Origin of the sequence: Streptomyces griseus (assembly GCF_900460065.1) — a bacterium.
GTDB classification, from domain to species: Bacteria; Actinomycetota; Actinomycetes; order Streptomycetales; family Streptomycetaceae; genus Streptomyces; species Streptomyces griseus.
In genome coordinates, this window is sequence record NZ_UAVD01000032.1 from 247031 (window position 1) to 273489 (window position 26459).

At 74.1% G+C, this 26459-nt stretch carries 26 protein-coding genes and 1 pseudogene; 24 read left to right on the plus strand and 3 right to left on the minus strand.

Annotation, left to right across the window (positions count from 1 at the left end):
- Window positions 1–4 precede the first annotated feature (4 nt).
- Complete coding sequence (locus tag DTB53_RS24075) at window positions 5–1045, minus strand: hypothetical protein (RefSeq protein WP_003969736.1); 1041 nt, start codon at window positions 1043–1045, stop codon at window positions 5–7.
- Window positions 1046–1264: 219 nt separating this feature from the next.
- Window positions 1265–2866: a hypothetical protein gene (locus DTB53_RS24080; protein ID WP_003969737.1), complete on the minus strand. Its 1602-nt coding sequence runs from the start codon at window positions 2864–2866 to the stop codon at window positions 1265–1267.
- 185 nt (window positions 2867–3051) lie between these two features.
- Between DTB53_RS24080 and hisD the strand changes: the two genes are divergently transcribed.
- The 13 genes from hisD (at window position 3052) to DTB53_RS24140 (ending at window position 16579) form a co-directional block, all read left to right on the plus strand.
- A complete protein-coding gene (gene hisD / locus DTB53_RS24085; protein WP_012381321.1) occupies window positions 3052–4374 on the plus strand; it encodes a histidinol dehydrogenase in 1323 nt (440 codons plus the stop codon).
- Window positions 4371–5501: a histidinol-phosphate transaminase gene (locus tag DTB53_RS24090; RefSeq protein ID WP_012381322.1), complete on the plus strand. Its 1131-nt coding sequence runs from the start codon at window positions 4371–4373 to the stop codon at window positions 5499–5501. The genes hisD and DTB53_RS24090 overlap by 4 nt, the downstream gene beginning before the upstream one ends.
- Window positions 5498–6094: an imidazoleglycerol-phosphate dehydratase HisB gene (gene hisB / locus DTB53_RS24095; protein ID WP_003969740.1), complete on the plus strand. Its 597-nt coding sequence runs from the start codon at window positions 5498–5500 to the stop codon at window positions 6092–6094. Before DTB53_RS24090 ends, hisB begins: the two co-directional genes overlap by 4 nt.
- Window positions 6091–6258, plus strand: coding sequence for a CG2302 family histidine operon protein (locus DTB53_RS36920; protein WP_003969742.1), 168 nt, complete (start codon window positions 6091–6093; stop codon window positions 6256–6258). Before hisB ends, DTB53_RS36920 begins: the two co-directional genes overlap by 4 nt.
- A gap of 13 nt (window positions 6259–6271) precedes the next feature.
- Window positions 6272–6916 carry an imidazole glycerol phosphate synthase subunit HisH gene (hisH, locus tag DTB53_RS24100; protein WP_003969743.1) on the plus strand — a complete coding sequence of 215 codons (645 nt, stop codon included), beginning with the start codon at window positions 6272–6274 and terminating at the stop codon, window positions 6914–6916.
- Window positions 6916–7641 (plus strand): bifunctional 1-(5-phosphoribosyl)-5-((5-phosphoribosylamino)methylideneamino)imidazole-4-carboxamide isomerase/phosphoribosylanthranilate isomerase PriA, encoded by a 726-nt coding sequence (gene priA, locus DTB53_RS24105; RefSeq protein WP_003969744.1) that lies wholly within the window; start codon window positions 6916–6918, stop codon window positions 7639–7641. Before hisH ends, priA begins: the two co-directional genes overlap by 1 nt.
- A complete protein-coding gene (locus DTB53_RS24110) occupies window positions 7638–8045 on the plus strand; it encodes a RidA family protein (protein ID WP_012381323.1) in 408 nt (135 codons plus the stop codon). The genes priA and DTB53_RS24110 overlap by 4 nt, the downstream gene beginning before the upstream one ends.
- Window positions 8042–8797 (plus strand): imidazole glycerol phosphate synthase subunit HisF, encoded by a 756-nt coding sequence (hisF, locus tag DTB53_RS24115; RefSeq protein ID WP_012381324.1) that lies wholly within the window; start codon window positions 8042–8044, stop codon window positions 8795–8797. Before DTB53_RS24110 ends, hisF begins: the two co-directional genes overlap by 4 nt.
- 209 nt (window positions 8798–9006) lie before the next feature.
- Window positions 9007–9951, plus strand: coding sequence for a bis(hydroxyethyl) terephthalate hydrolase (gene bdeA / locus DTB53_RS24120; RefSeq protein ID WP_012381325.1), 945 nt, complete (start codon window positions 9007–9009; stop codon window positions 9949–9951).
- Between the two features lie 144 nt (window positions 9952–10095).
- Window positions 10096–13122, plus strand: a complete 3027-nt coding sequence (locus DTB53_RS24125) for a helix-turn-helix transcriptional regulator (RefSeq protein ID WP_012381326.1) — start codon at window positions 10096–10098, stop codon at window positions 13120–13122.
- A 185-nt stretch (window positions 13123–13307) separates the two neighbouring features.
- On the plus strand, window positions 13308–14591 hold the full coding sequence (locus tag DTB53_RS24130) for a PucR family transcriptional regulator (protein WP_012381327.1): 1284 nt from the start codon (window positions 13308–13310) through the stop codon (window positions 14589–14591).
- A gap of 66 nt (window positions 14592–14657) precedes the next feature.
- The gene (locus DTB53_RS24135) at window positions 14658–15245 is read left to right on the plus strand and encodes an ArsR/SmtB family transcription factor (RefSeq protein WP_012381328.1); all 588 of its coding nucleotides are present in this window, start codon (window positions 14658–14660) and stop codon (window positions 15243–15245) included.
- Between the two features lie 53 nt (window positions 15246–15298).
- A complete protein-coding gene (locus DTB53_RS24140; protein WP_012381329.1) occupies window positions 15299–16579 on the plus strand; it encodes an MFS transporter in 1281 nt (426 codons plus the stop codon).
- Between the two features lie 15 nt (window positions 16580–16594).
- Here DTB53_RS24140 and DTB53_RS24145 read toward each other — a convergent pair whose 3' ends face one another.
- Window positions 16595–17227 (minus strand): TIGR03085 family metal-binding protein, encoded by a 633-nt coding sequence (locus tag DTB53_RS24145; protein ID WP_003969754.1) that lies wholly within the window; start codon window positions 17225–17227, stop codon window positions 16595–16597.
- Window positions 17228–17311: 84 nt separating this feature from the next.
- Here DTB53_RS24145 and hisI point away from each other — a divergent pair, with 84 nt between their 5' ends.
- From hisI to lgt, 11 genes and pseudogenes are all read left to right on the plus strand, one after another.
- The gene (gene hisI / locus DTB53_RS24150; protein WP_003969755.1) at window positions 17312–17689 is read left to right on the plus strand and encodes a phosphoribosyl-AMP cyclohydrolase; all 378 of its coding nucleotides are present in this window, start codon (window positions 17312–17314) and stop codon (window positions 17687–17689) included.
- Window positions 17690–17700: 11 nt separating this feature from the next.
- Window positions 17701–19194, plus strand: coding sequence for an anthranilate synthase component I (locus DTB53_RS24155; RefSeq protein WP_003969756.1), 1494 nt, complete (start codon window positions 17701–17703; stop codon window positions 19192–19194).
- Window positions 19195–19208: 14 nt separating this feature from the next.
- Window positions 19209–19883 carry a TIGR02234 family membrane protein gene (locus DTB53_RS24160; RefSeq protein WP_012381330.1) on the plus strand — a complete coding sequence of 225 codons (675 nt, stop codon included), beginning with the start codon at window positions 19209–19211 and terminating at the stop codon, window positions 19881–19883.
- A gap of 111 nt (window positions 19884–19994) precedes the next feature.
- A complete protein-coding gene (locus DTB53_RS24165; protein WP_003969758.1) occupies window positions 19995–20246 on the plus strand; it encodes an HGxxPAAW family protein in 252 nt (83 codons plus the stop codon).
- Between the two features lie 224 nt (window positions 20247–20470).
- Entirely contained in the window at window positions 20471–20986 is a 516-nt protein-coding gene (locus tag DTB53_RS24170; protein WP_236586319.1) for a DUF2752 domain-containing protein, read from the plus strand.
- A gap of 135 nt (window positions 20987–21121) precedes the next feature.
- Window positions 21122–21931, plus strand: coding sequence for an indole-3-glycerol phosphate synthase TrpC (gene trpC / locus DTB53_RS24175; RefSeq protein ID WP_003969760.1), 810 nt, complete (start codon window positions 21122–21124; stop codon window positions 21929–21931).
- A 17-nt stretch (window positions 21932–21948) separates the two neighbouring features.
- Window positions 21949–22161, plus strand: coding sequence for a tryptophan biosynthesis modulator TrpM (gene trpM, locus DTB53_RS24180; protein ID WP_003969761.1), 213 nt, complete (start codon window positions 21949–21951; stop codon window positions 22159–22161).
- Window positions 22162–22300: 139 nt separating this feature from the next.
- Window positions 22301–23587 carry a tryptophan synthase subunit beta gene (gene trpB / locus DTB53_RS24185; RefSeq protein WP_012381332.1) on the plus strand — a complete coding sequence of 429 codons (1287 nt, stop codon included), beginning with the start codon at window positions 22301–22303 and terminating at the stop codon, window positions 23585–23587.
- Window positions 23584–24396, plus strand: coding sequence for a tryptophan synthase subunit alpha (gene trpA / locus DTB53_RS24190; RefSeq protein ID WP_012381333.1), 813 nt, complete (start codon window positions 23584–23586; stop codon window positions 24394–24396). The genes trpB and trpA overlap by 4 nt, the downstream gene beginning before the upstream one ends.
- A gap of 75 nt (window positions 24397–24471) precedes the next feature.
- Window positions 24472–25338, plus strand: coding sequence for a DsbA family protein (locus DTB53_RS24195; protein ID WP_030700981.1), 867 nt, complete (start codon window positions 24472–24474; stop codon window positions 25336–25338).
- Between the two features lie 97 nt (window positions 25339–25435).
- Window positions 25436–26143, plus strand: a pseudogene (gene lgt / locus DTB53_RS24200) (prolipoprotein diacylglyceryl transferase); the annotation flags it as partial.
- Window positions 26144–26459: the final 316 nt, after the last annotated feature.

A 26459-nucleotide genomic window follows, 5' to 3' on the forward strand; every position in this document is an offset into this window, starting at 1 on the left:
ACGCTCAAGCGTAATGGCCCCGGGGGCGGGTGTGGTCGGCCCGGTTGCGCAAGGGGGTCAGGGAGGCCGCCTGGAGCCGTGCGCCGTCCCGCGCGTCCAGGAACCGGCCCAGCGCGTCGTCGGAGACCGACGACCACGGGAACGACGTCGCGTGCAGGCCGATCAGGTTGAACTGGTGCAGCGCCTCCGCCCAGCGGCACCGGGCGAGCAGGACGTAGGCGAGGAGGTTGCGGACCTCGGCCGGCCAGGGGTCGCCGGGCCGGTAGGCGGCGGAGAGCCTGATCGCCAGGTCGGCCGCCGCGTCGATCCGCTCCTCCAGCACGGAGGTGGTGCGGCCCGCCGCCTGGGTGTCCAGGATCAGCGCGAAGGCCGCCCGGACGGGGAGGGCCTGCACCAGCGAGTCGGGCAGCGCGTCCTCGGCGGCCTGCTCGGCGAAGTCGAAGCACTCGCGGTGCGAGCCGTACCATGCGGCGGAGAGGTACCTCAGCGCCGCCACATGGCAGCCGTAGTGGTGCGCGGAGCGCCGTACGGCCTGTTCCCACAGGGCTTCGAAGGCGGTGTGCGTGGCGTGGGTGCCCCGTGCGTGGTCCAGGGCGAGCCGCCACGGCACGGGGTCGCGCGGGTCCGCGTCGGCGGCGGCGGTGATCAGCGGTCCGACCTCGCGGAGCCGCTCCGCGCGGGCGGGCGACTCCCAGGCCCGGCGGACCGACAGCTCCGCCTTGACCAGCAGGGCGTCCGGGTCGCGCGGGGCGGCGGCCAGCCAGTCGACGAGCCAGCCGTCCCGCCCGCGGGCGAAGGCGACGAGCCGGCCGACGTAGCGGTCCCGGTTCTCCCAGTCGGCGGCGTCCCGGGTGGTGGCGAGCAGCTTGGCGGCGGGTTCGTAGTCGCCCAGGGCAGCGGCGACCAGCGCGGGAGAGAGCCGCTCGTCCGGGGCGTCGAGCAGCACCGCGTCATCCGCGGACCGTCCGGCGGACAGCGGAGGGCTGTGCCGGATCATGCGCGCGGTACTCAGCAGAGCGCGAAGGAATGCCATGGTGCAGACCATTGAAAAGCGCTGGTGAGGGCCGCGCCAGAGGCGTGCTGTGAAGCTTCTGTGCCGAGTGGATGGGTTGTATCGGACCGGGTCAAGAAAGGGCAAAGGAAATGCCCTTCGCTGGCTTGATCACACCCTTCCGTGACGCCCGTCCGACCCTCCGGCCACACGGTGCGGGCGGTCGGTCCCCTGGCCCCGACCGCCCACGGCCGCGAGAAGCGTCCTCCGGAGTCAGCCCCTGCGCAGCATCCGGGACGCCCCCGCCGCCACGGTGGTGGCCAGAACCCACCCCACCAGCACCAGCCCGGCCGCGGTCCACTGCCAGGCGTCCTCCATCCGCCAGTAGCCGTCCTGGCCGAGGTTGATCACCGGGATCAGCAGATCCAGCGCGTACAGGGCGGGATTCCACTGCGGATGCTCCTCGCCCTTGATGGAGGGCGGCGCGTGCTGCGCGAACGCCACCGTGCCCGCCGCCCACAGCACCGCCATCCACACCGCGGCCCGCCCCGGCCGGTAGCCGTACGCCACCGTCCAGTCCTGGAGGTAGCCCCAGGCCTTCGCGGCGAACGGCAGCGTCTCGCGGCGGCGGCGCTGCTTGGCGAGCAGCACCTCGCGCGCGTCCGCGTCCTCACCGCAGCTGCGCATCACCGTGGCCAGCCGCTCGTACGGCTCGGGGACGTACTCCGGGGTCGCGGCGAGCACCCACTCCAGCCGCCGGGAGAGCGGGAAGTGGCCGTAGGGGACGAGGTTCTCGTAGACGAAACCGCCCATCGCCAGACCGCCCGGGCCCGGCCAGCTCGTCGACAGGTCGATCAGGGTCACCACCTTCGCCCCGTTCAGCACGACGCGCCCCTCCTCCGGGCGCTCCGCGTTGAACCGCAGCTCCGGTGTCACGATCCGGCGCAGCGACAGCTCCTCCTGCCGGGTCATGGTGAACCGGGCCTTGTGCAGGTCCACCGCGTCCCCGAACCGCCCGTCGTCCAGGCGCACCCCGCCCCGGCAGTCGAAGATCTGCGAGCGGGTGCCGCGCGCCGGTGTCGGGGCGTAGACCACGCCGTACGGGGGAGTGGTGCCCTGGTTCCCCGTGTCGACGCTCACCCACGCCTCGGTCATGTAGAGCGTGCGCTCCACCGTCAGCTGCGGGGCGTTCAGCGCGCGGCGGTCCTCCGCGGCGCGCAGCCGGCTGCCGCGCAGACTCAGCGAACCGCCCACCTTCGCCCCGCGCAGGCTCAGCTCGCCGAGCGTCTCGATCATCTCGGCCTGGAGGTCCTGCGCGACCGCCATGCCGTCCCCGACGATGGCCCGCCCGTGCCGGTCCGGGCCGACACTGAGCTGGTTGATCAGCAGATCCGTGCCGATCTGGGCGTCGGTCAGCCGGATGCCCCGGTCGATCCGGCAGCGCGGCAGATGCAGATCGCCCTCCGTGTGCAGTCGCGCGGCCTCCAGCCGGGGCAGCGCGCACCCCACCAGCCGCAGGGTCGTGAAGTGGCACTCGGGGAGCACCACCTCCTGCTCGAAGCGGCAGCCGGTCAGCTCCACGTACGGAGCCACCCGGCCGCCCGCCAGGTCCAGCTTTCCGGTGATCCGCACCCCTCTGAGCTTCAGCGCCGCCACCCGGCCGGGCCGGGCCGGCGGGCCGCTCAGCAGCAGCCGCGCCACCGTGCGCGCGCCGACGCTCCGCTCGGGCCCCCACAGCTGCGGGGCGAACGGATCGTTGTGGGCCGGGTCGTAGCTGCGTAAGTCGTAGGTGGTCCCGTTGCGGAAGGACTGCCACATGCCCAGCTCCGCTGCGCTGAGGCCGTCCGGGATATCGCCTTCGTGCGGCTCGGTCACGGCCGCTCCCTCCGTGCACACATGCTGTAGTGCTGTTCTTCCCTCCGTGTGACGCCGTGAAAGCTAGCGGTCAGCAGTGACAGCCGGACATGGCCGAGACGCCCATCGGCCAGTGGTGCGGACGACCGGTATCAGCCAGTGATACGGGCGACCGGCCGCTCGGAGCGGTCTGAGAGAATTGCCGTGTGATCTCTCGAATCGATCTGCGCGGTGACGCCCTCCCCGAGGGCGCCGCTCTGCGCGACCTGCTGCCCCGTGCCGAGTTCGACGTGGAAGCCGCCCTGGAGACGGTGCGGCCCATCTGCGAGGACGTGCGCCATCGTGGCTCCGCGGCGGTCATCGAGTGGGGGGAGAAGTTCGACGGTGTCCGGATCGAGTCGGTCCGGGTGCCCGCCGACGCGATCTCCCGCGCCCTGGCGGAGCTGGACCCGGCCGTCCGGGCCGCACTGGAGGAGTCGATCCGCCGCGCCCGCCTCGTCCACCGCGAGCAGCGCCGCACCACGCACACCACCCAGGTCGTCCCCGGCGGCACCGTCACCGAGAAGTGGGTCCCCGTCGAGCGCGTCGGGCTGTACGTCCCGGGCGGCCGCTCGGTCTACCCGTCCTCCGTCGTGATGAACGTCGTCCCGGCCCAGGAGGCGGGCGTCGAGGGCGTCGCCGTCGCCTCCCCGCCGCAGAAGGACTTCGGCGGGCTGCCGCACCCCACCATCCTCGCCGCCTGCGCCCTGCTCGGCGTCGACGAGGTGTACGCGGCCGGCGGCTCCCAGGCCATCGCGATGTTCGCGTACGGCACCGAGGACTGCCTCCCGGTCAACCTGGTCACCGGCCCCGGCAACATCTACGTCGCCGCCGCCAAGCGGCTCCTCAAGGGCCGCATCGGCATCGACGCCGAGGCCGGGCCCACCGAGATCGCGATCCTCGCCGACGCCACCGCCGACCCGGCGCACGTGGCCGCCGACCTGATCAGCCAGGCCGAGCACGACCCGATGGCCGCCGCCGTCCTGGTCACCGACTCCGAGGAGCTGGCCGCCGCCACCGAGGCCGAGCTGGCCCCCCAGGTCGCCGCGACCAAGCACATCAAGGACCGCGTCGAGCCCGCCCTCGCCGGCCGCCAGTCCGCGATCGTCCTGGTCTCCTCGACCGAGGACGGCCTCAAGGTCGTCGACGCGTACGGGGCCGAGCACCTGGAGATCCAGACCGCCGACGCCGCCGCCGTCGCCGACCGGGTCCGCAACGCCGGGGCGATCTTCGTCGGCCCCTGGTCGCCGGTCTCGCTCGGCGACTACTGCGCCGGTTCCAACCACGTGCTGCCCACCGGCGGCTGCGCCTGCCACTCCTCGGGCCTGTCCGTGCAGTCCTTCCTGCGCGGCATCCACATCGTCGACTACACCCGCGACGCGCTCGCCGAGGTCACCCACCATGTCGTGACCCTCGCCGAGGCGGAGGACCTCCCCGCCCACGGCGCCGCCCTCAAGGCACGGTTCGGCTGGAAGGTCCCGCAGCAGTGACGAACGGCAGCACCACCCCCCGCAACCCCTGGGACGAGCTCCCCATCCGCGACGAACTGCGCGGCCAGTCCCCGTACGGGGCGCCCCAGCTCGACGTCCCCGTACGCCTCAACACCAACGAGAATCCCTACCCGCTCCCCGAGGCGCTGGTCGACCGGATCGCCGAGCGGGTCCGCGAGGCCGCCCGCGGCCTCAACCGCTACCCCGACCGGGACGCCGTCGAGCTCCGCACCGAGCTGGCCCGCTACCTGTCCCGGACGGCGGGACACCCGGTGGGCAGGGCCAACGTATGGGCCGCTAACGGCTCCAACGAGGTCCTCCAGCAACTGCTCCAGACCTTCGGGGGGCCCGGCCGCACCGCGATCGGCTTCGAACCCTCCTACTCGATGCACGCCCTGATCTCCCGGGGCACCGGCACCGGCTGGATCTCCGGGCCGCGCAACGACGACTTCACCGTCGACGTGGCCGCCGCCCGCGCCGCCATCGCCGAGCACCGGCCCGAGGTCGTCTTCATCACCTCGCCCAACAACCCCACCGGCACCGCCGTCGAGTCCGACACCGTCCTCGCCCTGTACGAGGCCGCCCAGGCGGCCGGGCCCTCGATCGTCGTCGTCGACGAGGCGTACGGCGAGTTCAGCCACCGGCCCTCGCTGCTCCCGCTGATCGAGGGCCGCCGCAACCTGGTCGTCTCCCGGACCATGTCCAAGGCGTTCGGCGCGGCCGGACTCCGCCTCGGCTACCTCGCCGCCGACCCCGCCGTGGTCGACGCGGTCCAGCTGGTCCGGCTCCCTTACCACCTCTCCTCCGTCACCCAGGCCACCGCGCTCGCCGCCCTGGAGCACACCGATACGCTGCTGGGATACGTCGCGCAGCTCAAGAGCGAGCGCGACCGGCTGGTGGCGGAGCTGCGCGCCACCGGCTACGAGGTCACCGACTCGGACGCCAACTTCGTCCAGTTCGGCCGCTTCGACGACAGCCACGCCGTCTGGCAGCGGATCCTCGACAAGGGCGTCCTGGTCCGGGACAACGGCGTACCGGGCTGGCTGCGGGTCACCGCGGGCACCCCGGCAGAGAACGACGCGTTCCTCGATGCGGTACGCGAACTGAAGAAGGAGCACGACGCATGAGCCCCCGCGTAGGCCGCGTGGAACGCACCACGAAGGAAACGTCCGTGCTCGTCGAGATCAACCTCGACGGCACCGGCAAGGTCGATGTCGCCACCGGGGTCGGCTTCTACGACCACATGCTCGACCAGCTCGGCCGCCACGGCCTCTTCGACCTGACGGTCAAGACCGAGGGCGACCTGCACATCGACACCCACCACACCATCGAGGACACCGCCCTCGCCCTCGGCGCCGCCTTCAAGCAGGCCCTCGGCGACAAGGTCGGCATCTACCGCTTCGGCAACTGCACCGTCCCGCTGGACGAGTCGCTCGCCCAGGTCACCGTCGACCTCTCCGGCCGCCCGTACCTGGTGCACACCGAGCCGGAGAACATGGCCCCGATGATCGGGACCTACGACACGACGATGACCCGCCACATCTTCGAGTCCTTCGTCGCGCAGGCGCAGATCGCCCTGCACATCCACGTCCCGTACGGGCGCAACGCGCACCACATCGTCGAGTGCCAGTTCAAGGCCCTCGCCCGCGCCCTGCGGTACGCCAGCGAGCACGACCCGCGCGCCGCCGGCATCCTGCCTTCCACGAAGGGCGCCCTGTGACCGGCCTCAACACCATCCTGATCGTCGTCGGCCTCTTCCTGGCCGGCGGCGTCTACTCCTTCGCGAAGCAGGGGATGCCCAAGGGCGTCATCGTGCTGCTGTCGATCGGCTCCGTGATGTGCCTGGTGGCGGGCATCCTGCGGATCCAGGGCCTGTGGGACTGAGGACGGGTACGACATGAGTGAGAACAAGAAGAAGGTCGTCGTCTTCGACTACGGCTTCGGCAACGTCCGTTCCGCCGAGCGCGCCCTCGCCCACGTCGGCGCGGACGTCGAGATCACCCGCGACTACGACCGCGCGATGAACGCCGACGGGCTCCTCGTCCCCGGCGTCGGCGCGTTCTCCGCCTGCATGGACGGGCTCAAGCGGGCCCGCGGCGACTGGATCGTCGGCCGCAGGCTCTCCGGCGGCCGACCGGTCATGGGCATCTGCGTCGGGATGCAGATCCTCTTCGAGCGCGGCATCGAGCACGGCGTGGAGACCGAGGGCCTGGACGAATGGCCCGGCACGGTCGGGCCCCTGAAGGCCGACGTCGTCCCGCACATGGGCTGGAACACCGTCGAGGCGCCCGAGGACTCCCGCCTCTTCGCGGGCCTGGACGCCGACGCGCGGTACTACTTCGTGCACTCCTACGCGGCGCACGACTGGACCCTCGAAGTGACCAACGCCAAGATCCGTGCGCCCAAGGTCACTTGGTCCACGCACGGCGAACGGTTCGTGGCCGCCGTGGAGAACGGCGCGCTGTGGGCCACCCAGTTCCACCCCGAGAAGTCCGGCGATGCCGGCGCCCAGCTGCTGACCAACTGGATCGAGACGCTGTAATGCCGAAGCTTGAACTGCTCCCCGCCGTCGACGTCCGCGACGGCCAGGCCGTCCGCCTCGTCCACGGCGAGTCCGGCTCCGAGACCTCCTACGGCTCCCCGCTGGAGGCCGCCCTCGCCTGGCAGTCCGCCGGCGCCGAGTGGCTGCACCTCGTCGACCTGGACGCCGCCTTCGGCACGGGCGACAACCGCGCCCTGATCGCCGAGGTCGCCGGGGCCATGGACATCAAGGTCGAGCTGTCCGGCGGCATCCGCGACGACGCCTCGCTCGCCGCCGCCCTCGCCACCGGCTGCCGCCGGGTCAACCTCGGCACCGCCGCCCTGGAGACCCCCGAGTGGGTCGCCAAGGTCATCGCCGAGCACGGTGACAAGATCGCCGTCGGCCTCGACGTCCGCGGCACCACCCTGCGCGGCCGGGGCTGGACCCGCGACGGCGGCGACCTCTACGAGACCCTCGCCCGCCTCGACTCCGAGGGCTGCGCCCGCTACGTCGTCACCGACATCGCCAAGGACGGCACCCTGGAGGGCCCCAACCTGGGCCTGCTGCGGGACGTCTGCGCCGCCACCGACCGCCCGGTCGTCGCCTCCGGCGGGGTCTCCTCCCTCGACGACCTCCGCGCGATCTCCCTCCTCGTCCCCGAGGGCGTCGAGGGCGCGATCGTCGGCAAGGCCCTGTACGCGAAGGCGTTCACGCTGGAAGAGGCGCTCAAGGCGGTCGCCGCATGACCGATTCCGCTTCCCCCGTGCGCCGGATCTCCACCGGCGCACCCTGGGAGGAGAAGTTCGGCTACTCGCGCGCCGTCGAACTCCCCAACGGACTGGTCCTGGTGGCGGGCTGCACCTCCGTCGTCAACGGCCAGATCTCCGCCGGCTCCCCCTACGAGCAGGCCGTCACCTCCTTCGACGTCGCCTTCGCGGCGCTGGAACAGGTCGGCCTCACCCGCGAGGACGTCGTCCGCACCCGGATGTACATCACCCACGCCCGGGACGTGGACGAGGTCGGCCGCGCCCACAAGGAGCTGTTCGACGCCGTGCGCCCCGCCGCCTCGATGATCATCGTGTCCGGTTTCGTGGACCCGAGCCTGGTCGTCGAGGTCGAGGTCGAGGCCTACCGGGGAGGCGCGGAGTGAGCCTCGCCGTACGCGTCATCCCCTGCCTCGACGTCGACAACGGCCGGGTCGTCAAGGGTGTCAACTTCCAGAACCTGCGCGACGCGGGCGACCCCGTCGAGATGGCCAAGCTGTACGACGCCGAGGGCGCCGACGAGCTGACCTTCCTCGACATCACCGCCTCCAGCGGCGACCGCGAGACGACGTACGACGTGGTCCGCCGCACCGCCGAGCAGGTCTTCATCCCGCTCACCGTCGGCGGCGGCGTCCGCACCCCGGACGACGTCGACAAGCTGCTGCGCGCCGGAGCGGACAAGGTCGGCGTCAACACCGCGGCCATCGCCCGCCCCGACCTCATCCGTGAAATCGCCGAACGCTTCGGACGCCAGGTCCTGGTGCTCTCCGTCGACGCCCGCCGCACCCCGGAGGGCACGTTCGAGGTCACCACGCACGGCGGCCGCAAGGGCACCGGCATCGACGCCGTCGAGTGGGCCCACCGGGCCGCCGAGCTGGGCGCGGGCGAGATCCTGCTCAACTCGATGGACGCCGACGGCACGAAGGACGGCTACGACACCGAGATGATCGAGGCGGTGCGCAAGCACGTCACCGTCCCCGTCATCGCCTCCGGCGGCGCGGGCCGGCTCGCCGACTTCGCCCCGGCGATCGAGGCGGGGGCCGACGCGGTGCTCGCCGCGTCCGTCTTCCACTTCGGCGACCTGCGGATCTTGGAGGTCAAGGGCGCCCTGCGGGAAGCGGGCCACCCGGTCCGCTGAGTCCGTACGGGAGCGTGGCCGCAGCGAGGCGGTGTCACCGGTCTGCCGAGACCGGTGATACCGCCGATGCGCGTCCGGAGGGCGCACCGTGAGAGTGGCGAACGCCGACGGACGACGTCGGCGGCCGCGCGGCGCACCCCGGGCCCCCGGACGACGGGCCTCGTGGGCCCGCGTGGTGCGGTTGAGCCACCACCGAGAGGACCCCCCTCGTGCAGCAGCACCGACTCCCCTCGCACCAGGACCTTCTGCGCCCGAGCCGCTCCCGTACGTTCACGAGCCGCTCCCGTACGTTCACGAGCCTGCTGACCGCCGCCGCGGCCACCGCAGGTCTCCTGATGACCGCCCTGGTCCCGGGCGCGCAGGCCGCCGACAACCCCTACGAGCGCGGACCGGCCCCCACCGACGCCTCCATCGAGGCGAGCCGCGGCCCCTACGCCACCTCGCAGAGCTCCGTCTCCTCACTCGCCGTGAGCGGATTCGGCGGCGGCACGATCCACTACCCGACCTCCACCGCCGACGGCACCTTCGGGGCGGTCGTCATCTCACCCGGCTTCACCGCCTACGAGTCCTCCATCGCCTGGCTCGGCCCGCGCCTGGCGTCCCAGGGCTTCGTGGTGTTCACCATCGACACCAACACCACGCTCGACCAGCCCGACAGCCGGGGCCGTCAACTCCTGGCCGCCCTGGACTACCTGACCCAGCGCAGCTCGGTGCGGACCCGGGTCGACGCCTCCCGGCTCGGGGTGATGGGGCACTCGATGGGCGGCGGCGGCAGCCTGGAGGCCGCCAAGAGCCGCACCTCCCTGAAGGCGGCGATCCCGCTGACCGGCTGGAACACCGACAAGACCTGGCCCGAACTGCGCACGCCCACCCTCGTGGTGGGTGCGGACGGTGACACGGTCGCCCCCGTCGCCACACACTCCGAGCCGTTCTACGAGTCGCTGCCCGGCTCCCTGGACAAGGCGTACCTGGAGCTGCGCGGCGCCTCGCACTTCACGCCGAACACCTCCAACACGACGATCGCGAAGTACAGCATCTCCTGGCTGAAGCGCTTCATCGACGACGACAGCCGCTACGAACAGTTCCTCTGCCCGCTCCCGCGGCCGAGCCTGACCATCGCGGAGTACCGGGGCACCTGCCCGCACACCGCGTAGTCCGGGCGTCCCGGCCCTGCCGCACTGTGCCCGCGCACAGCGCGGCAGGGCCCCGGCTGGGAGCGCGCACCGCTCCGGCCCGTCCCCGCCGGGGAGCCGGACGCGGCGCTTCCACCCGCGCCGACGCGACCGTACGGTGCCGGTGTGACCCCATCGACGACCGTGCGCAGTCCGCTCCGGCTGTACGGCCGGGACGATGAACTCGCCTGCCTGGGGAGTCTGTTGGAGCTGCTGCGGCAGGGCGGGGGAGGTGCGCTCGTGGTTGCCGCGCCGCCCGGTCTCGGCCGTACGGCGCTGCTGCGCGCGGCGGCCGACGCGCACCGCGACCGGGGTCCCGTGCTGTACGCCACGGCCGCCTCCACCGGACGGGCCGTCCCGGGCGGCGGGCCGGTCGTCCCGCTCGGCCCGTCCCCGGCCTTCGGCCCGCCGCCCGCCGCCCCGTACCCCGTGACCACCCCCGAGGCGCTGGTCCGCCGCTTGCGGGAGCCGGGCGCCGGACGCCCCTTGCTGGTCTGCGCCGACGACGCGCACACCTGGGACCCGGCGTCCCGGTCCGCCCTCGCCCTCACGGCCGGCCGACTGGGCCCGGGAAGCCGGACCGCCGTCCTCCTCTCGGCCGCCGACGGCACCGCCTTCCCCGGACTGCCCACGCTCCACCTCGCCCCCCTGGACGAGGCCGCGGCCTCGGCACTCCTGGACCGGCTGACCGGCGGAACACCCCTCGGCGGGAGCCGCGGCGCGGACCTCGGGCCGGTTCCGGGTGCGGACCCGGGGGAGGCCTGTGGAGCGGTCCGGAGCGCGGGCCTTGGCGCCGCCCCGGGGCCGGCTCCGGAGGCGGCCTTCGGAACGCCCTCCGGCGCGGACCCAGGTGCGGCCTCCGCCGCCGCCCCCGGGGCGGACGGGATCGGGATCGACCCCGTCGTGCGGGCCGAACTGCTCCGCGAGGCGGCCGGGAACCCGCGGCTGCTCACCGGGCTCACCGGACGCCTCACCCCGGGCCAGCTCGCCGGCCGCACCGCGCTGCCCTTCCCGCTGCCCGGCGGCGAAGCGGTGCTCGCCGCCCACGCCGAACGGCTCGCCGGCCTCCCGGACCGGACCCGCGCCCTGCTCCTGCTCGCCGCCGCGGCCCAGGAACACGAGCCGGACGGCGCCGGGGCGGACGCCCTGCTCCTGCTGCGCGCGGGCGCCCGGGCCGGACTGCCCCGGGACTTCCTGGACCGGGCCCTGCTCGGCGCCACCGCCACCGAGGGGCTCCTCCAACGGGCGGGCAGCCGCGTCCACTTCGCCCACCCCCTCGTCGCCCGCGCGGTGCTCCACCACGCCCCCTGGCCGCACCGCCGCGCCGCCCACGCGCTGCTCGCCACCCTGCTGGCGGAGACCGGCGACCGGGCCTCCCCGTGCACCCCCTCCACCCCCTCGCCGGACGCCCCGGCCGCCGTGCCCCGGCCCGGCCCGGCCGTCCCGCTCGCCGCCCTCGTCCAGCGGGCCTGTGCCGCGCCCGGGCCGGACGCCGCGCTGGCCGCCCGGATCGAGGCAGCCGCCGGAGGCCCCCTCCCGCACGCCGAGCGTTCCGCCGCCCTGGCCCGCGCCGCCCTGCTCTCCGCCGGACCGACGCTGCGGGCGGCCCGCCTCGCGGCGGCGGCCGAGCAGGCGGGGCTGGCGGGCGACCCGTCCCGGGCGCGTGCCCTGCTGGCCAGGGCCGGGCCGCGTACGGCCGGGGCGACGGGGCCGGGCGGCGAGCCCGCGCAGGGCCTCGCCCCGTACGTCCACGGCATGCTGGCCCTGCGCTCCGGGCCCGCGGCCGACGCCCGTGAAGCGCTGCTCGCCGCCGCCGCGCTGCTCGGCCCGCACGATCCCCGACGGGCCCTCGACGCCCTCCTCGGCGCGGCCGAGGCGGCCTGGGCGGCCGGGGACGCGCTCGGATACCTGGACGCCATGAACCGCCTCGGCCGCACCCCGCCGGAAGCGGGCCTGGAGCAGTACCGGGCCGGCATGTGCGCCGTGCTCGAAGGCCGCACCGCCGAGGGCCACGCCCTGCTCCGCCACTGCCTCGACCCCGCCGGGGACCCCGGAGCCCCGGCCGCGCTGCTCCGGGCCGGGGCCGCCGCCCTGGTTCTCGGGGACGTCGCCGCCGCCTGCCGCGCGGGGGCCCGCGCGCTCGCCGCCGTACGGACCCGGGGACCCGACGCGCTGCTGCCCCAGGCCCTCGAACACCTCGCCTACGCCGAACTGCGGGCCGGGCGCCACAGCGGTGCGCGCGCCCACGCCCTGGAGGGGCTGCACGCCGCCCGCCGTACGGGGCAGCCCAACAGCTCCGCCCATCTGCACGCCGTGCTCGCCCTCGCGGCCTCCGTGGAGGGGCCCGCCGAGGCCTGCGCCGCGCACGCCGACGCCGCGCTGGCCGGGGCGGGGCCGCACGGGCTGGCCCAGGCCGCCACCCTCGCCACCTGGGCGCGGGGCCGCGCGGACCTGGCCTCCGGGCGGCCCGGCGAGGCCGCCGCCCGGCTCGCCCCCCTCGTCGGGACCGGCCCCGGCCGGGGCCACTTCGCCGCCCGGATGCTCGCCGTACCCTGCTGGGTGGAAGCCGCCGTGCTGGGCGGCCGACAGCACGAGGAGTCCCGCGAACTCCACGCCGCCGTGGATGAGTTCGCCTCCTGGGCCGCCCGGACCGCCGACCCGGGGGCGCCCGCCCAACTGGCCCGCTGCCGGGCCCTGCTGGCCCCCGCGGACGAGGCCGACGCCCGCTACGCCGAAGCCCTGGCCCACCACGGCCGGGCGGGCGGCGACTTCGAACGGGCCCGGACCCACCTGCTGTACGGGCAGTGGCTGCGCCGCCGCAGGCGCACCCGCGAGGCCCGCGGTCCGCTGCGCGACGCCCTGGTCGCCTTCCAGCGCAGCTCGGCCCGCGCCTGGGCCGACCGTGCGGCCGGGGAGTTGCGGGCGGCGGGGGAGCCGGTCGGGGCCCCGCGGAAGGCGGCGGACGGGCCGACGGCGGCACTCACCCCCCAGCAACTGCGCATCGCCCGCTGCGTCGCCGAAGGGGCCACCAACAGGGAAGTGGCGCTGCGGCTGTCGCTCAGCCCCCGCACGGTCGACCACCATCTGCGCAATGTCTTCGCCGCCCTCGGCATCCGCTCCCGCACCGAACTGGCCCGGCTGCTCGCCGGGTGAGGGCCCGCCGGGAGGGCCGGAGGTTGCGAGACCGTGATGACGAGTTCCCCGCAGACCCCTAGGTACCGACCGGGCGGTATGCCATTCTGCGGGCGTCAGGATCGTGTCGCCGCGCTCGCGCCCCGCCCGGGCCGGGTGCCGGGCCCGCCGCTCGCGCGGCCGGCCGATTCCCGGTGGAGGCCGCCATGCCACAGGTCGTACGTTCGCGGATCGGGGCGCCGCACGGCCCGTCCCCGGCAACGCCGTCGCCGCACCGCTTCCGGTCCCTGGCCGACCGAGAGGCCGTGGAGGTGCTGCACCGGGCCGCCCGGGTCCTCGTCGCCTCGCTGCCGGCGCTCACGGACCGGCTCGTCGAAGCCCTGTACGCGCAGGAACCCGGCTACCGGGCGGCCATCGACTCCGGCCGGGCCGAGGTCTGGCAGGAGGTCCACCACTCGCTGCGGCACAACGTCGGCTCGCTGATCCAGCCCCGGGAGTTCCGCGACTCCGCCCACCGCACCTCCCGCTGGATCGGCGAGACGCGCGCCGAGCAGGGTGTGCCGCTCGACGCCGTCCTGCACGCCTTCCGGATGGGCGGCGCGATGGTCTGGCAGGACCTGGTGGACGAGACGGCCCGGCGCGACCCCGACGACGTACGGCTGCTCGTCCATGTCGCCGCCGACGTGTGGAACTTCGTCGACGAGCACTGCGGGATCGTCGCGGACGCCTACCGGCAGGCCGAGCGCCGGCTGTCCTGGCGGCGCGAGAACCGGCAACGGCTCGTGGTCGCCGCGCTGCTCGACGGGACCGCCCGGATCGCGGACCTCGCCGAGGCGGCCGCGATGCTGGGCCTGCCGGAGCAGGGCCGCTACGCCGTGCTCGCGGTGGCGGCGGCCCCGCGCCGGCCCGGGGCCGCCGCCGGCCCGCCCCTTTCCCTGCCCGCCGCCGCCCCGGACGCCCCGGCGCTCTGGCACCCGGGCCCGGACGCCGAGTTCGTGATCCTGCCGCTGGCCGGTCCGCCCGGTGAGCTGAGCGCCCTGGCCGCCGCGCTGGACGTGCCGGCCGGCGCCCGGGCCGGGATCGGCTCCGCCGTCGAGGGGCTGGCCGCCCTCGGCGACGCCCGGCGGCTGGCGGAGACCGCGCTGCGCGCCTGCCCGGCCTCCGGAGGCACCGTCCTGCTCGACGAGCACCTCCCGGACGCCCTGGTCGTGTCCTCCCCGGCGCTCGCCGGGGCGCTCGCCGACCGGGTGCTGGGCCCGCTGGACCGGCTGGACCCCGCCGACCGCGACGTCATCGTGGAGACCCTCACCGCCTGGCTGGACGTGGACGGCTCGGCGCAGCGGGCGGGCGCGAGGCTCTACTGCCACCGCAACACCGTCCTCAACCGCCTCCGCCGCTTCGAACAGCTCACCGGTCGCTGCCTCACCCGCCCCCGGGACGCGGTGGAGGTCTCGTTGGCCCTGGCGGCACGGAGGCTGCTCGGCACCTGAAAACTCCGCAAACAATATTGCGCAATTCTTATTGCGCAACTTTTCCTGTGCGTCTACGGTCGTGTCATGCCCAGTGAAGACCGACACCGCATCTCCGACCTCGACACCCTCAAGGCCATCGGCCACCCCCTGCGCCTGAAGCTCTACCGGGCCCTGCACATCAAGCGCACCGCCACCGCCTCCCAGCTCGCCGACCAGGTGGACGAGGCGGTCTCCCTCGTCAGCTACCACCTGCGCAAGCTCGCCGACCACGGACTGATCGAACCGGCCGAGGGTCGGGGCGCCGACGGCCGGGAGCGCTGGTGGCAGCCGTCCTCCCGAGGGCTGACCTTCAGCGATACGGACTTCGACGACGCACCGGACAAGGCGGCCGTCTACGCCGCCGCCGGCCGGATGTCCTTCGACCAGCACGTCGAGCTCTACCGGGCCCACCAGGACGCACGGCACACCTGGGACACGCAATGGCGCGCCGCCTCCTGGAGCGCGGAGAACCTCCTGCGCCTCACCGCGGAGGAACTGGCCGCCCTCGGCCGCGAGATGGGCGCGCTGATCGTCCGCTACGAGGAAGCCGGTCGGGCCCGCGAGGAAGCGGGCGACACGGCGGGCCGCGAGAGCGTCGCCCTGCACACGTACGGATTCCCCTTCCGCCCCTGAACCCGGACGCGAGCCCGCACCTGAGCCCGTCACCGGGCCCGGAAGGACGAACCGTGACCGCCACCGCCCTCGAAGCCCCCGAACGCCCCGCCCACCGCGATCCCAACGTCCTGCGCTGGCTCGGCGCGTACAGCGCGTCGATGATCGGCGACAGCATCTACTTCATGGCCCTCGCCTGGGCCGCCGCCCGCACCGGCAGCGCCACCGGCACCGGCCTGGTCCTCGCCGCCGGCTCCGTGCCCCGGGCGCTCCTCATGCTCGGCGGGGGAGTGCTCGCCGACCGGCTCGGCCCCCGCCGCGTCGTCATCGGCAGCGACGCCGCCCGTGCGCTGCTCGTCCTCGGGCTCGCCGCGACCCTGGTGCTCACGAAGCCCACCGTGGGCGTCCTGGTGGCCGTCGCCCTGATCTTCGGCGCGGTCGACGCCCTGTTCCTGCCCGCCGTCGGAGCCCTGCCGCCCCGCATCAGCGCCCCCGGCCAGCTCGCCCGGATCCAGGGGCTGCGCGCACTGGCCGCGCGCGGCTCCTCGATCATCGGCGCGCCGCTGGGCGGTGTCGCCGTGGCCGTCGGCGGGCCCCCGGCCGCTTTCGCCACCGCCGGAGTCCTGTTCGCCCTCTCCCTGCCGCTGCTCCTGAGCCTGCGGATCAGACCGCTGCCCGGACCGGTGCGGGGCGGCGGGACCGCGACCGAGGCCGACGGGGCGTCCGCGGACGCCGGAAAGACGCCGAACGCCTGGCAGGACCTGGTCGGCGGGCTCCGGTACATCCGCCGCCACCGTCTGCTCGGCCCGCTCATGCTCGTCATCGCCCTCAGCGAGCTCGGCTTCGTCGGGCCGCTCAACCTCGGGCTGATCCTGCTCTCCGAACAGCGCGGCTGGGGCGCGGCCGGCATGGGCTGGATCGTCGCCGGATTCGCCGCGGGCGCCGCCGGGTCCGCCCTCGTCCTCGCCGTCCGGGGGCGGGTGCCGCGCGCCGGGCTGGTGATGTGCCTGATGGCGCTCGTCGCCGGGACGGGCGTCGCCGCCCTGGCGCAGACCCCCTCGGTGGCCCTGGCCGCCGCGATCGCCGCGTTCGTCGGCCTCACCGCCGGCCTGGCCGGCGCCCTGTGCGGAGCCCTCGTCCAGACCGCCTCCGAGCCCGCGTACCTGGGCCGGGTCACCTCCGTATCGACGCTTTTCACCTACGCCGTCGCCCCGCTGAGCTACCCCGTCACCGGGGCCGCCGCAGCCCTCTGGGGCACCGGGCCGGTCTACGCCGTCAGCGCGGCCGTGTGCGCGGCGGGCGGCGCGGCGGGCCTGGCCTTCACCGCGCTCCGCCGCGCCGAACTGCCCCGCTGACCCGGCCCCGGGGGCTCACATCCCCAGCTCGGCCGCCCTCAGCCGCTCCACCGCCGCCTGGTCGCCCACCACCTCGACGTCCGCCGCGTCCTGCCGGCCGAACGCGTACAGCAGCAGCTCGGCGGGCTCCCCGGTCACCGTCACCACCGGGGCGCCCTTGTGGGCCACCGCCGTCCGGCCGTCCGGGCGGCGCAGCACCAGCCCCACCGGGGACCTGCGGCCCAGCAGGCGGGCCGTCCTCTCGGTCCGGGACCACAGCACGTCGGAGAAGACCGGGTCGAGCTCACGGCGCGACCAGTCGGGCTGGGCCCGCCGCACATCCTCCGCGTGGACGAAGAACTCGACGGTGTTCGCCGCCTCGTCGATCTGCTTGAGGGACATCGGGGAGAACCGGGGCGGACCGGTGCGGATCAGCTGGATCAGTTCCTCGTACGGCTTCGCCGCGAACTCCGCCTGCACCCGTTCCAGCCGGGCCTTCAGAGCGCCCACCAGCAGCCCGCCCGCCGCGTCCGCGCGGCGTTCGCGGACCACCACGTGGGCGGCCAGATCGCGGGTCTTCCAGCCGTCGCACAGCGTCAGGGCCTCGGGACCGGCCGCTTCCAACAGATCGGCGAGCAGAAGACGTTCACGCTTCGCATGGGTCGACATGCCCGCCAGCGTACGACCGTCACCCCTGGTCCGCCCAGTGGACGTCCGCCCGGAAAGCCCCCGCGGCCACGGCACAATGGCCCCATGACGAGCACGCCCGGCGCCACCCCGCCCGCCAGCAGCCTCGACCCGGCCGTCGCCGCCCGCCTCAAGCGCGGCGCGGACGGTCTGGTCCCGGCCATCGCCCAGCAGTACGACACCGGAGAGGTGCTGATGCTCGGCTGGATGGACGACGAGGCCCTGCACCGCACCCTCACCACGGGCCGCTGCACCTACTGGTCGCGCAGCCGCCAGGAGTACTGGGTCAAGGGCGACACCTCCGGGCACGTCCAGCACGTGAAGTCCGTCGCCCTGGACTGCGACGCCGACACCGTCCTCGTCAAGGTCGACCAGACCGGCGCCGCCTGCCACACGGGCGACCGCACCTGCTTCGACGCCGACGCCCTGCCCCTGGGGAAGTAAGGTCACCGGCCATGGATCTCGACACCTTCCGCAAACTGGCCGTCGACCGGCGCGTCGTCCCCGTCAGCCGCCGCCTCCTCGCGGACGGCGACACCCCGGTCGGCCTGTACCGCAAGCTCGCCGCCGAACGCACCGGCACCTTCCTCCTGGAGTCCGCCGAGAACGGCCGGACCTGGTCGCGCTACTCCTTCATCGGCGTCCGCAGCGACGCCACCCTCACCGCCCGCGACGGCGAGGCCCACTGGCTCGGCACCCCGCCCGTCGGCGTACCGGTCGCCGGTGACCCGCTGGAGGCCCTGCGCGCCACCGTCGAGACCCTCCACACCCCCCGCGACCTGGTGAGCGACGTGGGCCTCCCGCCCTTCACCGGCGGCATGGTCGGCTACCTCGGCTACGACGTCGTACGCCGCCTGGAGAAGATCGGCGAGCACGGCGGCGACGATCTGGAGCTGCCCGAGCTGACCATGCTCCTCACCTCGGACCTCGCCGTCCTCGACCACCAGAACGGCACCGTCCTGCTGATCGCCAACGCGATCAACCACAACGACCTCGACACCGGCGTCGACGAGGCGCACGCGGACGCCGTCGCCCGCCTGGACGCGATGGAACGCGACCTGCGCCGCCCGGTCGAGAACGCCCCCGCCGTCCTGCCCCCGTCCGAGCTGCCGCCGTACACCGCGCTCTGGGGCGGCGAGGCCTACCAGGACGCCGTCGTGGACATCAAGGAGCGCATCCGGGCGGGCGAGGCCTTCCAGGTCGTCCCCTCCCAGCGCTTCGAGACCCCGTGCACGGCGAGCGCCCTGGACGTCTACCGGGTGCTGCGGGCCACCAACCCGTCCCCGTACATGTACCTCTTCCGCTTCGACGGGTTCGACGTCGTCGGCTCCAGCCCCGAGGCCCTCGTCAAGGTCGAGGACGGCCGGGCCATGGTCCACCCGATCGCCGGGACCCGGCACCGGGGCGCCACCCCGCAGGAGGACCAGGCGCTCGCCGACGAGCTCCTCGCCGACCCCAAGGAGCGCGCCGAGCACCTGATGCTCGTCGACCTCGGCCGCAACGACCTGGGCCGGGTCTGCGAACCCGGCAGCGTCGAGGTCGTCGACTTCATGTCGATCGAGCGCTACTCCCACGTGATGCACATCGTCTCCACCGTCACCGGCCGCGTCACCGACGACCGCACCGCCTTCGACGTCCTCACCGCCTGCTTCCCCGCGGGCACCCTCTCCGGCGCCCCCAAGCCGCGCGCCATGCAGATCATCGAGGAGCTGGAACCGAGCCGCCGCGGACTGTACGGGGGCTGCGTCGGCTACCTCGACTTCGCCGGGGACTCCGACACCGCCATCGCCATCCGGACCGCCCTGCTCCGCGACGGCACCGCGTACGTGCAGGCCGGAGCGGGGGTCGTCGCCGACTCCGATCCGGTCGCCGAGGACACCGAGTGCCGCAACAAGGCCGCCGCCGTGCTCCGCGCCGTCCATACGGCCAACCGGCTCCACGACCGCTGAACCGGTAAGGGATAGTGGAGGGCGTGAGTGCTGTCCCCGTACCCCAGCCCCGTGCCCGAACCGCCGACTCCGCGTCCGGCGCCGCGCCCGACTCCGCAGGGGGCCGACGCAGTCTCGCGTCCGGTCTGCTCCTCGGCGCCGCCGGCGCGACCGTCGTCCTCCTCGCCTCCGGGCAGACCTGGGCCGAGGGCGACGCGGCCACCGGCGGCGGCGCCCTCCCGCTGACCGTCGACGGCCAGGACGTCACCGGCGTCCCGGCCGCCCTGGCCGTCGTCGGCCTCGCCGCCCTCGTCGCCGTCTTCGCCGTACGCGGCGTCGGCCGCCGGATCGTCGCCGCGCTCCTCGCCCTCAGCGGCCTCGGAGCCACCGTCAGCGCCTGGGCCGGAGCCTCCGACAGCACGGCCCTCGACGAGGAGGCCGCCAGAACCACCGGCGACGCGGCGGCCACCATCCACGCCGTCGGCCACACCGCCTGGCCCTACGTCACCGCCGCCGGCGGCCTGCTGATCCTGCTGGCCGGGCTCCTCGCCCTGCGCTACGGCAGCCGCTGGCCCGCCATGTCCGGAAAGTACGAGCGCGACGGCACCCCCCGCCCCGGCAAGGCGCCCCGCACCGCCCCCGACCCGGACCGGCCCGAGGACCTGTGGAAGGCCCTGGACCGCGGCGAGGACCCGACGCGCGAGGCCTGACCCCACGCTCACCTCTCCAGGGCCCGTACGGGACAATGGACCCGAGCCGTCCCCGGGCGGCGGCCACACGTACAGCGTCACCCACGGCGCAACACCAACGAGGAGCAACTCATGGCGGGCACGAGCCACGGACACACCCCGGCCGCCTGGACCGGTGTCATCATTTCTTTCATCGGCTTCTGCGTCGCAGGCGTCTTCATGGTCGCGGCCAACCCGCTCGGCTTCTGGGCCGGTGTCGCCGTCATCTTCGCCGGCGGTCTCGTGGGCCTCGCCATGAAGGTGGCCGGCCTCGGCATGCCGAAGGAGTCGGCCGAGCTGATCGAGGCCAGGGAGCGCGCCGGGCGGGCGCAGATCTCCCACTGACCCGGACGCCGGCCCGTCCCGGCGACCGACACGCCGACAGGCGCAGCCCCCGGCACGGGCTGCGCCTTTTCGCGTCCACGGGGGACAATCGGCGGGTGGACGCCTCGCCTACCCCCTCCGCCGCCCAGCCCCCGGACCCGGAAACGGCCCCCTTGCCGGGCCCCGGCCCCGGACCCGCCCCGGACCGCCCGGAAGCCGCACCGCCGGGCGCCGGCCCCCGGGACATGCCCCTGACGGTCTGCCCGACCCCGGACCTGGCGGTGCCCGCCCCCCACGAGAACCCCGCCATCCCGCCCCTTCCGGCGCGGGGGAACGGGACCCTCGCCACTCCCGCCCGGACGGGCTCGAAAGCGCGACGCCTCGCCACCCCCATCGGCATCCTCGCCGCCGTCTCCGGCGCCTTCGCCTACGTCGGCACCGTCGACCCCAACGAGCCCGGCCACTACCCCGTCTGCCCCCTGCTCCAGCTGACCGGCGTCCTCTGCCCCGGCTGCGGCGGACTGCGCAGCGCCCACGCCTTCATCACCGGCGACCTCGGCACTGCGCTCCAAGCCAACGCCGTCGCCACCGTCGGCTACTTCCTCTTCGCCGCGGTCTGGGTCCTCTGGCTGGTCAGGGCCTGGCGCGGACAACCCCTGCGCATCGCTCTGGCGCCCGTCTGGTGGTGGGGTGTGGGCGCCGTGCTGCTGGTCTTCGCCGTGGTCCGGAACCTGCCGTTCGGTTCGGCCCTGGCCCCCTGAACGACCGGGTCGGGCCGCCCGGTGACCAGGAAGTGGGACGCGACGTGGCCGGATGCGAGCCCCGGGGCGTCCTGCGGATACCATCGGTAGGGCTGATCCAGTCCACCGTCAACCGTTCGGAAGGGGGCCGCTCGCGTGAGTGTGCTCGACGAGATCATCGACGGCGTCCGCGCCGACCTCGCGGAGCGGCAGGCGCGCGTCAGCCTCGACGAGCTGAAGGAGCGCGCGGCCCGCGCTCCCCAGGCCAAGGACGGAGTCGCCGCCCTGCGCGGCGAGGGCGTGACCGTCATCTGCGAGGTCAAGCGCTCGTCCCCCTCCAAGGGGGCCCTTGCCGCCATCGCCGACCCGGCCGCGCTCGCCGCGGACTACGAGGCCGGCGGCGCCTCCGTCATCTCGGTCCTCACCGAGGAGCGCCGCTTCGGCGGTTCGCTCGCCGACCTGGAGGCCGTCCGCGCCAAGGTCGACATCCCGATCCTGCGCAAGGACTTCATCGTCACCTCGTACCAGCTGTGGGAGGCCCGCGCCTACGGCGCCGACCTCGCCCTGCTGATCGTCGCCGCCCTCGACCAGGAGGCCCTGGTCTCCCTGATCGAGCGCGCGGAGTCCATCGGGCTCACCCCGCTCGTCGAGGCGCACGACGAGGAGGAGGCGGAGCGCGCCGTGGACGCCGGAGCCAAGATCATCGGTGTCAACGCGCGCAACCTGAAGGACCTCAAGGTCGACCGCTCCACCTTCGAGCGCGTCGCCCCCGAGATCCCCGACCACATCGTCAAGGTCGCCGAATCCGGCGTCCGGGGCCCGCACGACCTGATCGCGTACGCCAACGCGGGCGCCGACGCCGTCCTGGTCGGCGAGTCCCTGGTCACCGGCCGCGACCCGCGCGCCGCCGTCGCCGACCTCGTCGCCGCGGGCGCCCACCCGGCGCTCCGCCACGGCCGCGGCTGACCGGGGACGAAGCGACCATGACCGACCGTCCCGCGGACCGCATCCGGCCGGGCCTCCGCCCGGCCGGGGCCCCGGCCCGGGACCCGCACGCCCCGCTGGCGCGCGGGTGCAGGCCGCGAGGCTGCCGCGCCCCCGCCCGCCGCGTGCACGGCCGGCGCGTCCGGTACGTCATCGGCGACGAGCCCGGCCAGGTGAACGGCATGCGATGGCGCCCGGGGTCCGCGCTGTAGGCGAGCCCCGGCCGACGTACCGCAGTACCCCTTCTCGTACGTACGACCGCCCCGCCGTGACCGCATGCCGGTCGCGGTGGCGCTCCCCCCTCCGCGCATCCGGTGCACCCATCCGTTGCCATGCCAAGGAGCACGTCGCATGTCGTCCGATTTCTTCATTCCGGACCCCGAGGGTCTGATCCCCAGCGCCGAGGGCTATTTCGGCGCGTACGGCGGCAAGTTCATTCCGGAGGCGCTCGTCGCCGCCGTGGACGAGGTCGCCGTCGAGTACGACAAGGCCAAGTCCGACCCCGCGTTCGCCGCCGAGCTCAACGAGCTGATGGTGAACTACACCGGCCGCCCCAGCGCGCTCACCGAGGTCCCGCGCTTCGCCGAGCACGCGGGCGGCGCCCGGATCTTCCTCAAGCGCGAGGACCTGAACCACACCGGCTCACACAAGATCAACAACGTGCTGGGCCAGGCGCTCCTCACCAAGCGCATGGGCAAGACCCGCGTCATCGCCGAGACCGGAGCCGGCCAGCACGGCGTCGCCACCGCGACCGCCTGCGCCCTCTTCGGCCTCGACTGCACCATCTACATGGGTGAGATCGACACCGAGCGCCAGGCGCTGAACGTGGCCCGGATGCGGATGCTCGGCGCCGAGGTCGTCGCCGTGAAGTCCGGCTCGCGGACGCTGAAGGACGCCATCAACGAGGCGTTCCGCGACTGGGTCGCCAACGTGGACCGCACGCACTACCTCTTCGGCACGGTCGCGGGCCCGCACCCCTTCCCCGCGATGGTCCGCGACTTCCACCGCGTCATCGGCGTCGAGGCCCGCCGCCAGATCCTGGAGCGCGCCGGCCGCCTCCCGGACGCGGCGGTCGCCTGCGTCGGCGGCGGCTCCAACGCCATCGGCCTCTTCCACGCCTTCATCCCCGACGAGGGCGTCCGCCTGGTCGGCTGCGAGCCCGCCGGACACGGCGTGGAGACCGGCGAGCACGCGGCCACCCTGACGGCAGGGGAGCCGGGCATCCTGCACGGTTCGCGCTCCTACGTCCTCCAGGACGACGAGGGCCAGATCACCGAGCCGTACTCCATCTCGGCGGGCCTGGACTACCCGGGCATCGGCCCCGAGCACTCCTACCTCAAGGACGTCGGGCGCGGCGAGTACCGCGCGGTCACCGACGACGCGGCCATGCAGGCCCTGCGCCTGCTGTCCCGCACCGAGGGGATCATTCCGGCCATCGAGAGCGCCCACGCCCTCGCCGGCGCCCTGGACCTCGGCAAGGAGCTCGGCAAGGACGGGCTGATCCTCGTCAACCTGTCCGGCCGCGGCGACAAGGACATGGACACCGCCGCCCGCTACTTCGGGCTCTACGACGCCGACGCCGCCGTCGAGGCGGACGCCGACAGCGACCGCGCCGAGATCGAGGGGGACGCCAAGTGAGCGGCAACATCGAGCTGTTGAACACCACCCTGGCCGCCGCGAAGGCCGCGGACCGGGCGGCGCTCATCGCCTACCTCCCGGCGGGCTTCCCGACCGTCGACGGCGGCATCGAGGCCGTCAAGGCCGTCATCGCGGGCGGCGCGGACGTCGTCGAGATCGGGCTCCCGCACAGCGACCCGGTCCTCGACGGGCCGGTCATCCAGACCGCCGACGACATCGCCCTGCGCGGCGGCGTCCGGATCGCCGACGTGATGCGCACGGTTCGCGAGGCGTACGAGGCGACCGGCGTCCCGATCCTGGTCATGACGTACTGGAACCCCATCGACCGGTACGGCGTCGAGCGCTTCACCGCCGAGCTGGCCGAGGCCGGCGGGGCCGGCTGCATCCTGCCCGACCTGCCGGTCCAGGAGTCCGCGCTGTGGCGCGAGCACGCCGACAAGCACGGTCTCGCCACCGTGTTCGTCGTCGCCCCCAGCAGCCAGGACGCCCGCCTCGCCACCATCACGGCGGCCGGGAGCGGCTTCGTCTACGCCGCGTCCCTGATGGGCGTCACCGGAACCCGCGCCTCCGTCGGCGCCCAGGCCCAGGACCTGGTGGGGCGCACCCGTGCCACCACCGACCTCCCGGTCTGCGTCGGCCTCGGCGTGTCCAACGCGGCGCAGGCCGCCGAGGTCGCCGGGTTCGCGGACGGCGTGATCGTCGGATCGGCCTTCGTCAAGGCCATGCTGGACGCCCCCGACGAGGCCGCGGGTCTCGCCGCCGTCCGCTCCCTGGCGGGCGAACTGGCCGAGGGCGTTCGAAAGCGCTGACTCTCGAATCACCCGAATGGGTGGATTGTGGACCGGGGAGGCGCGGAGGCGCCTCCCCGGTTCGTTTCCCCGGGTGTGAGCGACAAGATCCCTGAGGGAAACAGAAGCGCGCGTGAGCGCCTGGCCCAGCAGCGCGAGCGGGAGAAGGGGCGCGAGAAGCGCCGCCGGACGCTGATCGTCTCCTCGGCGGTGGTCGGGGTCCTCGCCCTGGCCGCCGTGGTCGGCCTGATCGCGGCCAACGCGGGCAAGGACGGCGGCGGCGACACCGCCTCCGGCCCCGCGGTCGCCCCGTCGGGCGCGATCGGCGAGGACGCCCTGACGGTGCCGGTCGGCGCAGCCGACGCCCCGTCCACCCTCACCATCTGGGAGGACTTCCGCTGCCCCGTCTGCGCCCAGTTCGAGACGGCCTTCCGGGACACCGTCGCGGAGCTGGCGGACGAGGGCCAGGTCAAGGTGGAGTACCACCTGGCCACGATCATCGACGGCAATCTCGGCGGCACCGGCTCGCTGCGCGCCGCCAACGCCGCCGCCTGCGCGCAGGACGCCGGCAAGTTCGCCCCGTACCACGACGTCCTCTTCAGCAACCAGCCGCCCGAGCCGGACGACGCCTTCGCCAAGAACAGCCGGCTGATCGAGCTGGCCGGCGAGGTCGAGGGACTGGACACACCGGCCTTCCGCAGCTGTGTGGAGGACGGCGAGCACGACAGCTGGGTGAAGAAGTCCGACACGGCGTTCCGCGAAGGCGGCTTCCAGGGCACGCCGACCGTGCTGCTCAACGGGGAGTCCGTCTTCCCGAGCAAGGGAGGTGAGCAGATCTCCCCGGAGAATCTGAAGAAGTGGGTCGCCGCGGCCAACAAGGGCAAGGAGCCGGGCACCGCCACCCCGTCCGACCCGGCCACTCCCGCCGACCCGTCCGGCCGGTCGTCGGGCCCCGCTTCCTGAGCGCCCGCCGCCCGCCCGTGAAGGCCCTCCCCGTTACCCAGAAGTTGCCGAGGAGCTTGCCGTACCCACCGCCCGGCAAGGTAGCGTCGACCTCGCCATGAATCTTGCCTTCATCCCCAGTCCGTCGACCGGCGTGATCGAGCTCGGCCCGATCCCGCTCCGCGGCTACGCGTTCTGCATCATCATCGGTGTCTTCGTCGCCGTCTGGTTCGGCAACAAGCGCTGGGTAGCCCGGGGCGGCAAAGCCGGCACCGTGGCCGACGTCGCCGTCTGGGCGGTGCCCTTCGGCCTCGTCGGCGGCCGGCTCTACCACGTGATCACCGACTACCAGCTGTACTTCAGCGACGGTGAGGACTGGGTCGACGCCTTCAAGATCTGGGAGGGCGGCCTCGGCATCTGGGGCGCCATCGCGTTCGGCGCCGTCGGAGCCTGGATCGCCTGCCGCCGCCGGGGCATCCCGCTGCCCGCCTGGGCCGACGCGCTGGCCCCGGGCATCGCCATCGCCCAGGCCATCGGCCGCTGGGGCAACTGGTTCAACCAGGAGCTGTACGGAAAGCCCACCGATCTCCCCTGGGCGCTGGAGATCAGCGAGGGCCCGAACCGGGTCGCCGGGACGTACCACCCGACCTTCCTGTACGAGTCGCTGTGGTGCATCGGCGTCGCGCTCCTGGTCATCTGGGCCGACCGCCGCTTCAAGCTCGGCCACGGACGGGCGTTCGCGCTGTACGTCGCCGGCTACTGCGCGGGACGCGGCTGGATCGAGTACATGCGGGTCGACGAGGCCCACCACATCCTCGGCCTCCGCCTGAACGTGTGGACCGCGATCGTCGTCTTCATCCTGGCCGTCGTCTACATCGTGATCTCCGCGAAGATCCGTCCGGGCCGCGAGGAGATCGTCGAGCCCGACCGGGACGCCACCCCCGCCGAGAAGGACGGTTCCGGCGAGGACGGCTCCGGGGAGAAGGGCGTCGCGAAGGCGGACGCCGCCGCGAAGGACCCGCTCACGAAGGACGAGCCCGGCAAGGACGCCACCGCCGAGAACGCCGGCGCGGCCGGGGCGGCCGAGAAGGCCTGACCGACCGCGCCCCGGGGCGCACCCCCGGACACCACCTCCCGCTCGC

Bases quoted from the DNA above. Each gene is read 5' to 3' on its own strand.
- DTB53_RS24075 (WP_003969736.1), bottom strand. From the start codon at position 1,045: ATGGTCTGCACCATGGCATTCCTTCGCGCTCTGCTGAGTACCGCGCGC.
- hisB (WP_003969740.1), top strand. From the start codon at position 5,498: ATGAGCCCCCGCGTAGGCCGCGTGGAACGCACCACGAAGGAAACGTCC.
- hisH (WP_003969743.1), top strand. From the start codon at position 6,272: ATGAGTGAGAACAAGAAGAAGGTCGTCGTCTTCGACTACGGCTTCGGC.
- priA (WP_003969744.1), top strand. From the start codon at position 6,916: ATGCCGAAGCTTGAACTGCTCCCCGCCGTCGACGTCCGCGACGGCCAG.
- DTB53_RS24110 (WP_012381323.1), top strand. From the start codon at position 7,638: ATGACCGATTCCGCTTCCCCCGTGCGCCGGATCTCCACCGGCGCACCC.
- DTB53_RS24130 (WP_012381327.1), top strand. From the start codon at position 13,308: ATGCCACAGGTCGTACGTTCGCGGATCGGGGCGCCGCACGGCCCGTCC.
- DTB53_RS24135 (WP_012381328.1), top strand. From the start codon at position 14,658: ATGCCCAGTGAAGACCGACACCGCATCTCCGACCTCGACACCCTCAAG.
- DTB53_RS24145 (WP_003969754.1), bottom strand. From the start codon at position 17,227: ATGTCGACCCATGCGAAGCGTGAACGTCTTCTGCTCGCCGATCTGTTG.
- hisI (WP_003969755.1), top strand. From the start codon at position 17,312: ATGACGAGCACGCCCGGCGCCACCCCGCCCGCCAGCAGCCTCGACCCG.
- DTB53_RS24155 (WP_003969756.1), top strand. From the start codon at position 17,701: ATGGATCTCGACACCTTCCGCAAACTGGCCGTCGACCGGCGCGTCGTC.
- DTB53_RS24165 (WP_003969758.1), top strand. From the start codon at position 19,995: ATGGCGGGCACGAGCCACGGACACACCCCGGCCGCCTGGACCGGTGTC.
- DTB53_RS24170 (WP_236586319.1), top strand. From the start codon at position 20,471: ATGCCCCTGACGGTCTGCCCGACCCCGGACCTGGCGGTGCCCGCCCCC.
- trpM (WP_003969761.1), top strand. From the start codon at position 21,949: ATGACCGACCGTCCCGCGGACCGCATCCGGCCGGGCCTCCGCCCGGCC.
- trpB (WP_012381332.1), top strand. From the start codon at position 22,301: ATGTCGTCCGATTTCTTCATTCCGGACCCCGAGGGTCTGATCCCCAGC.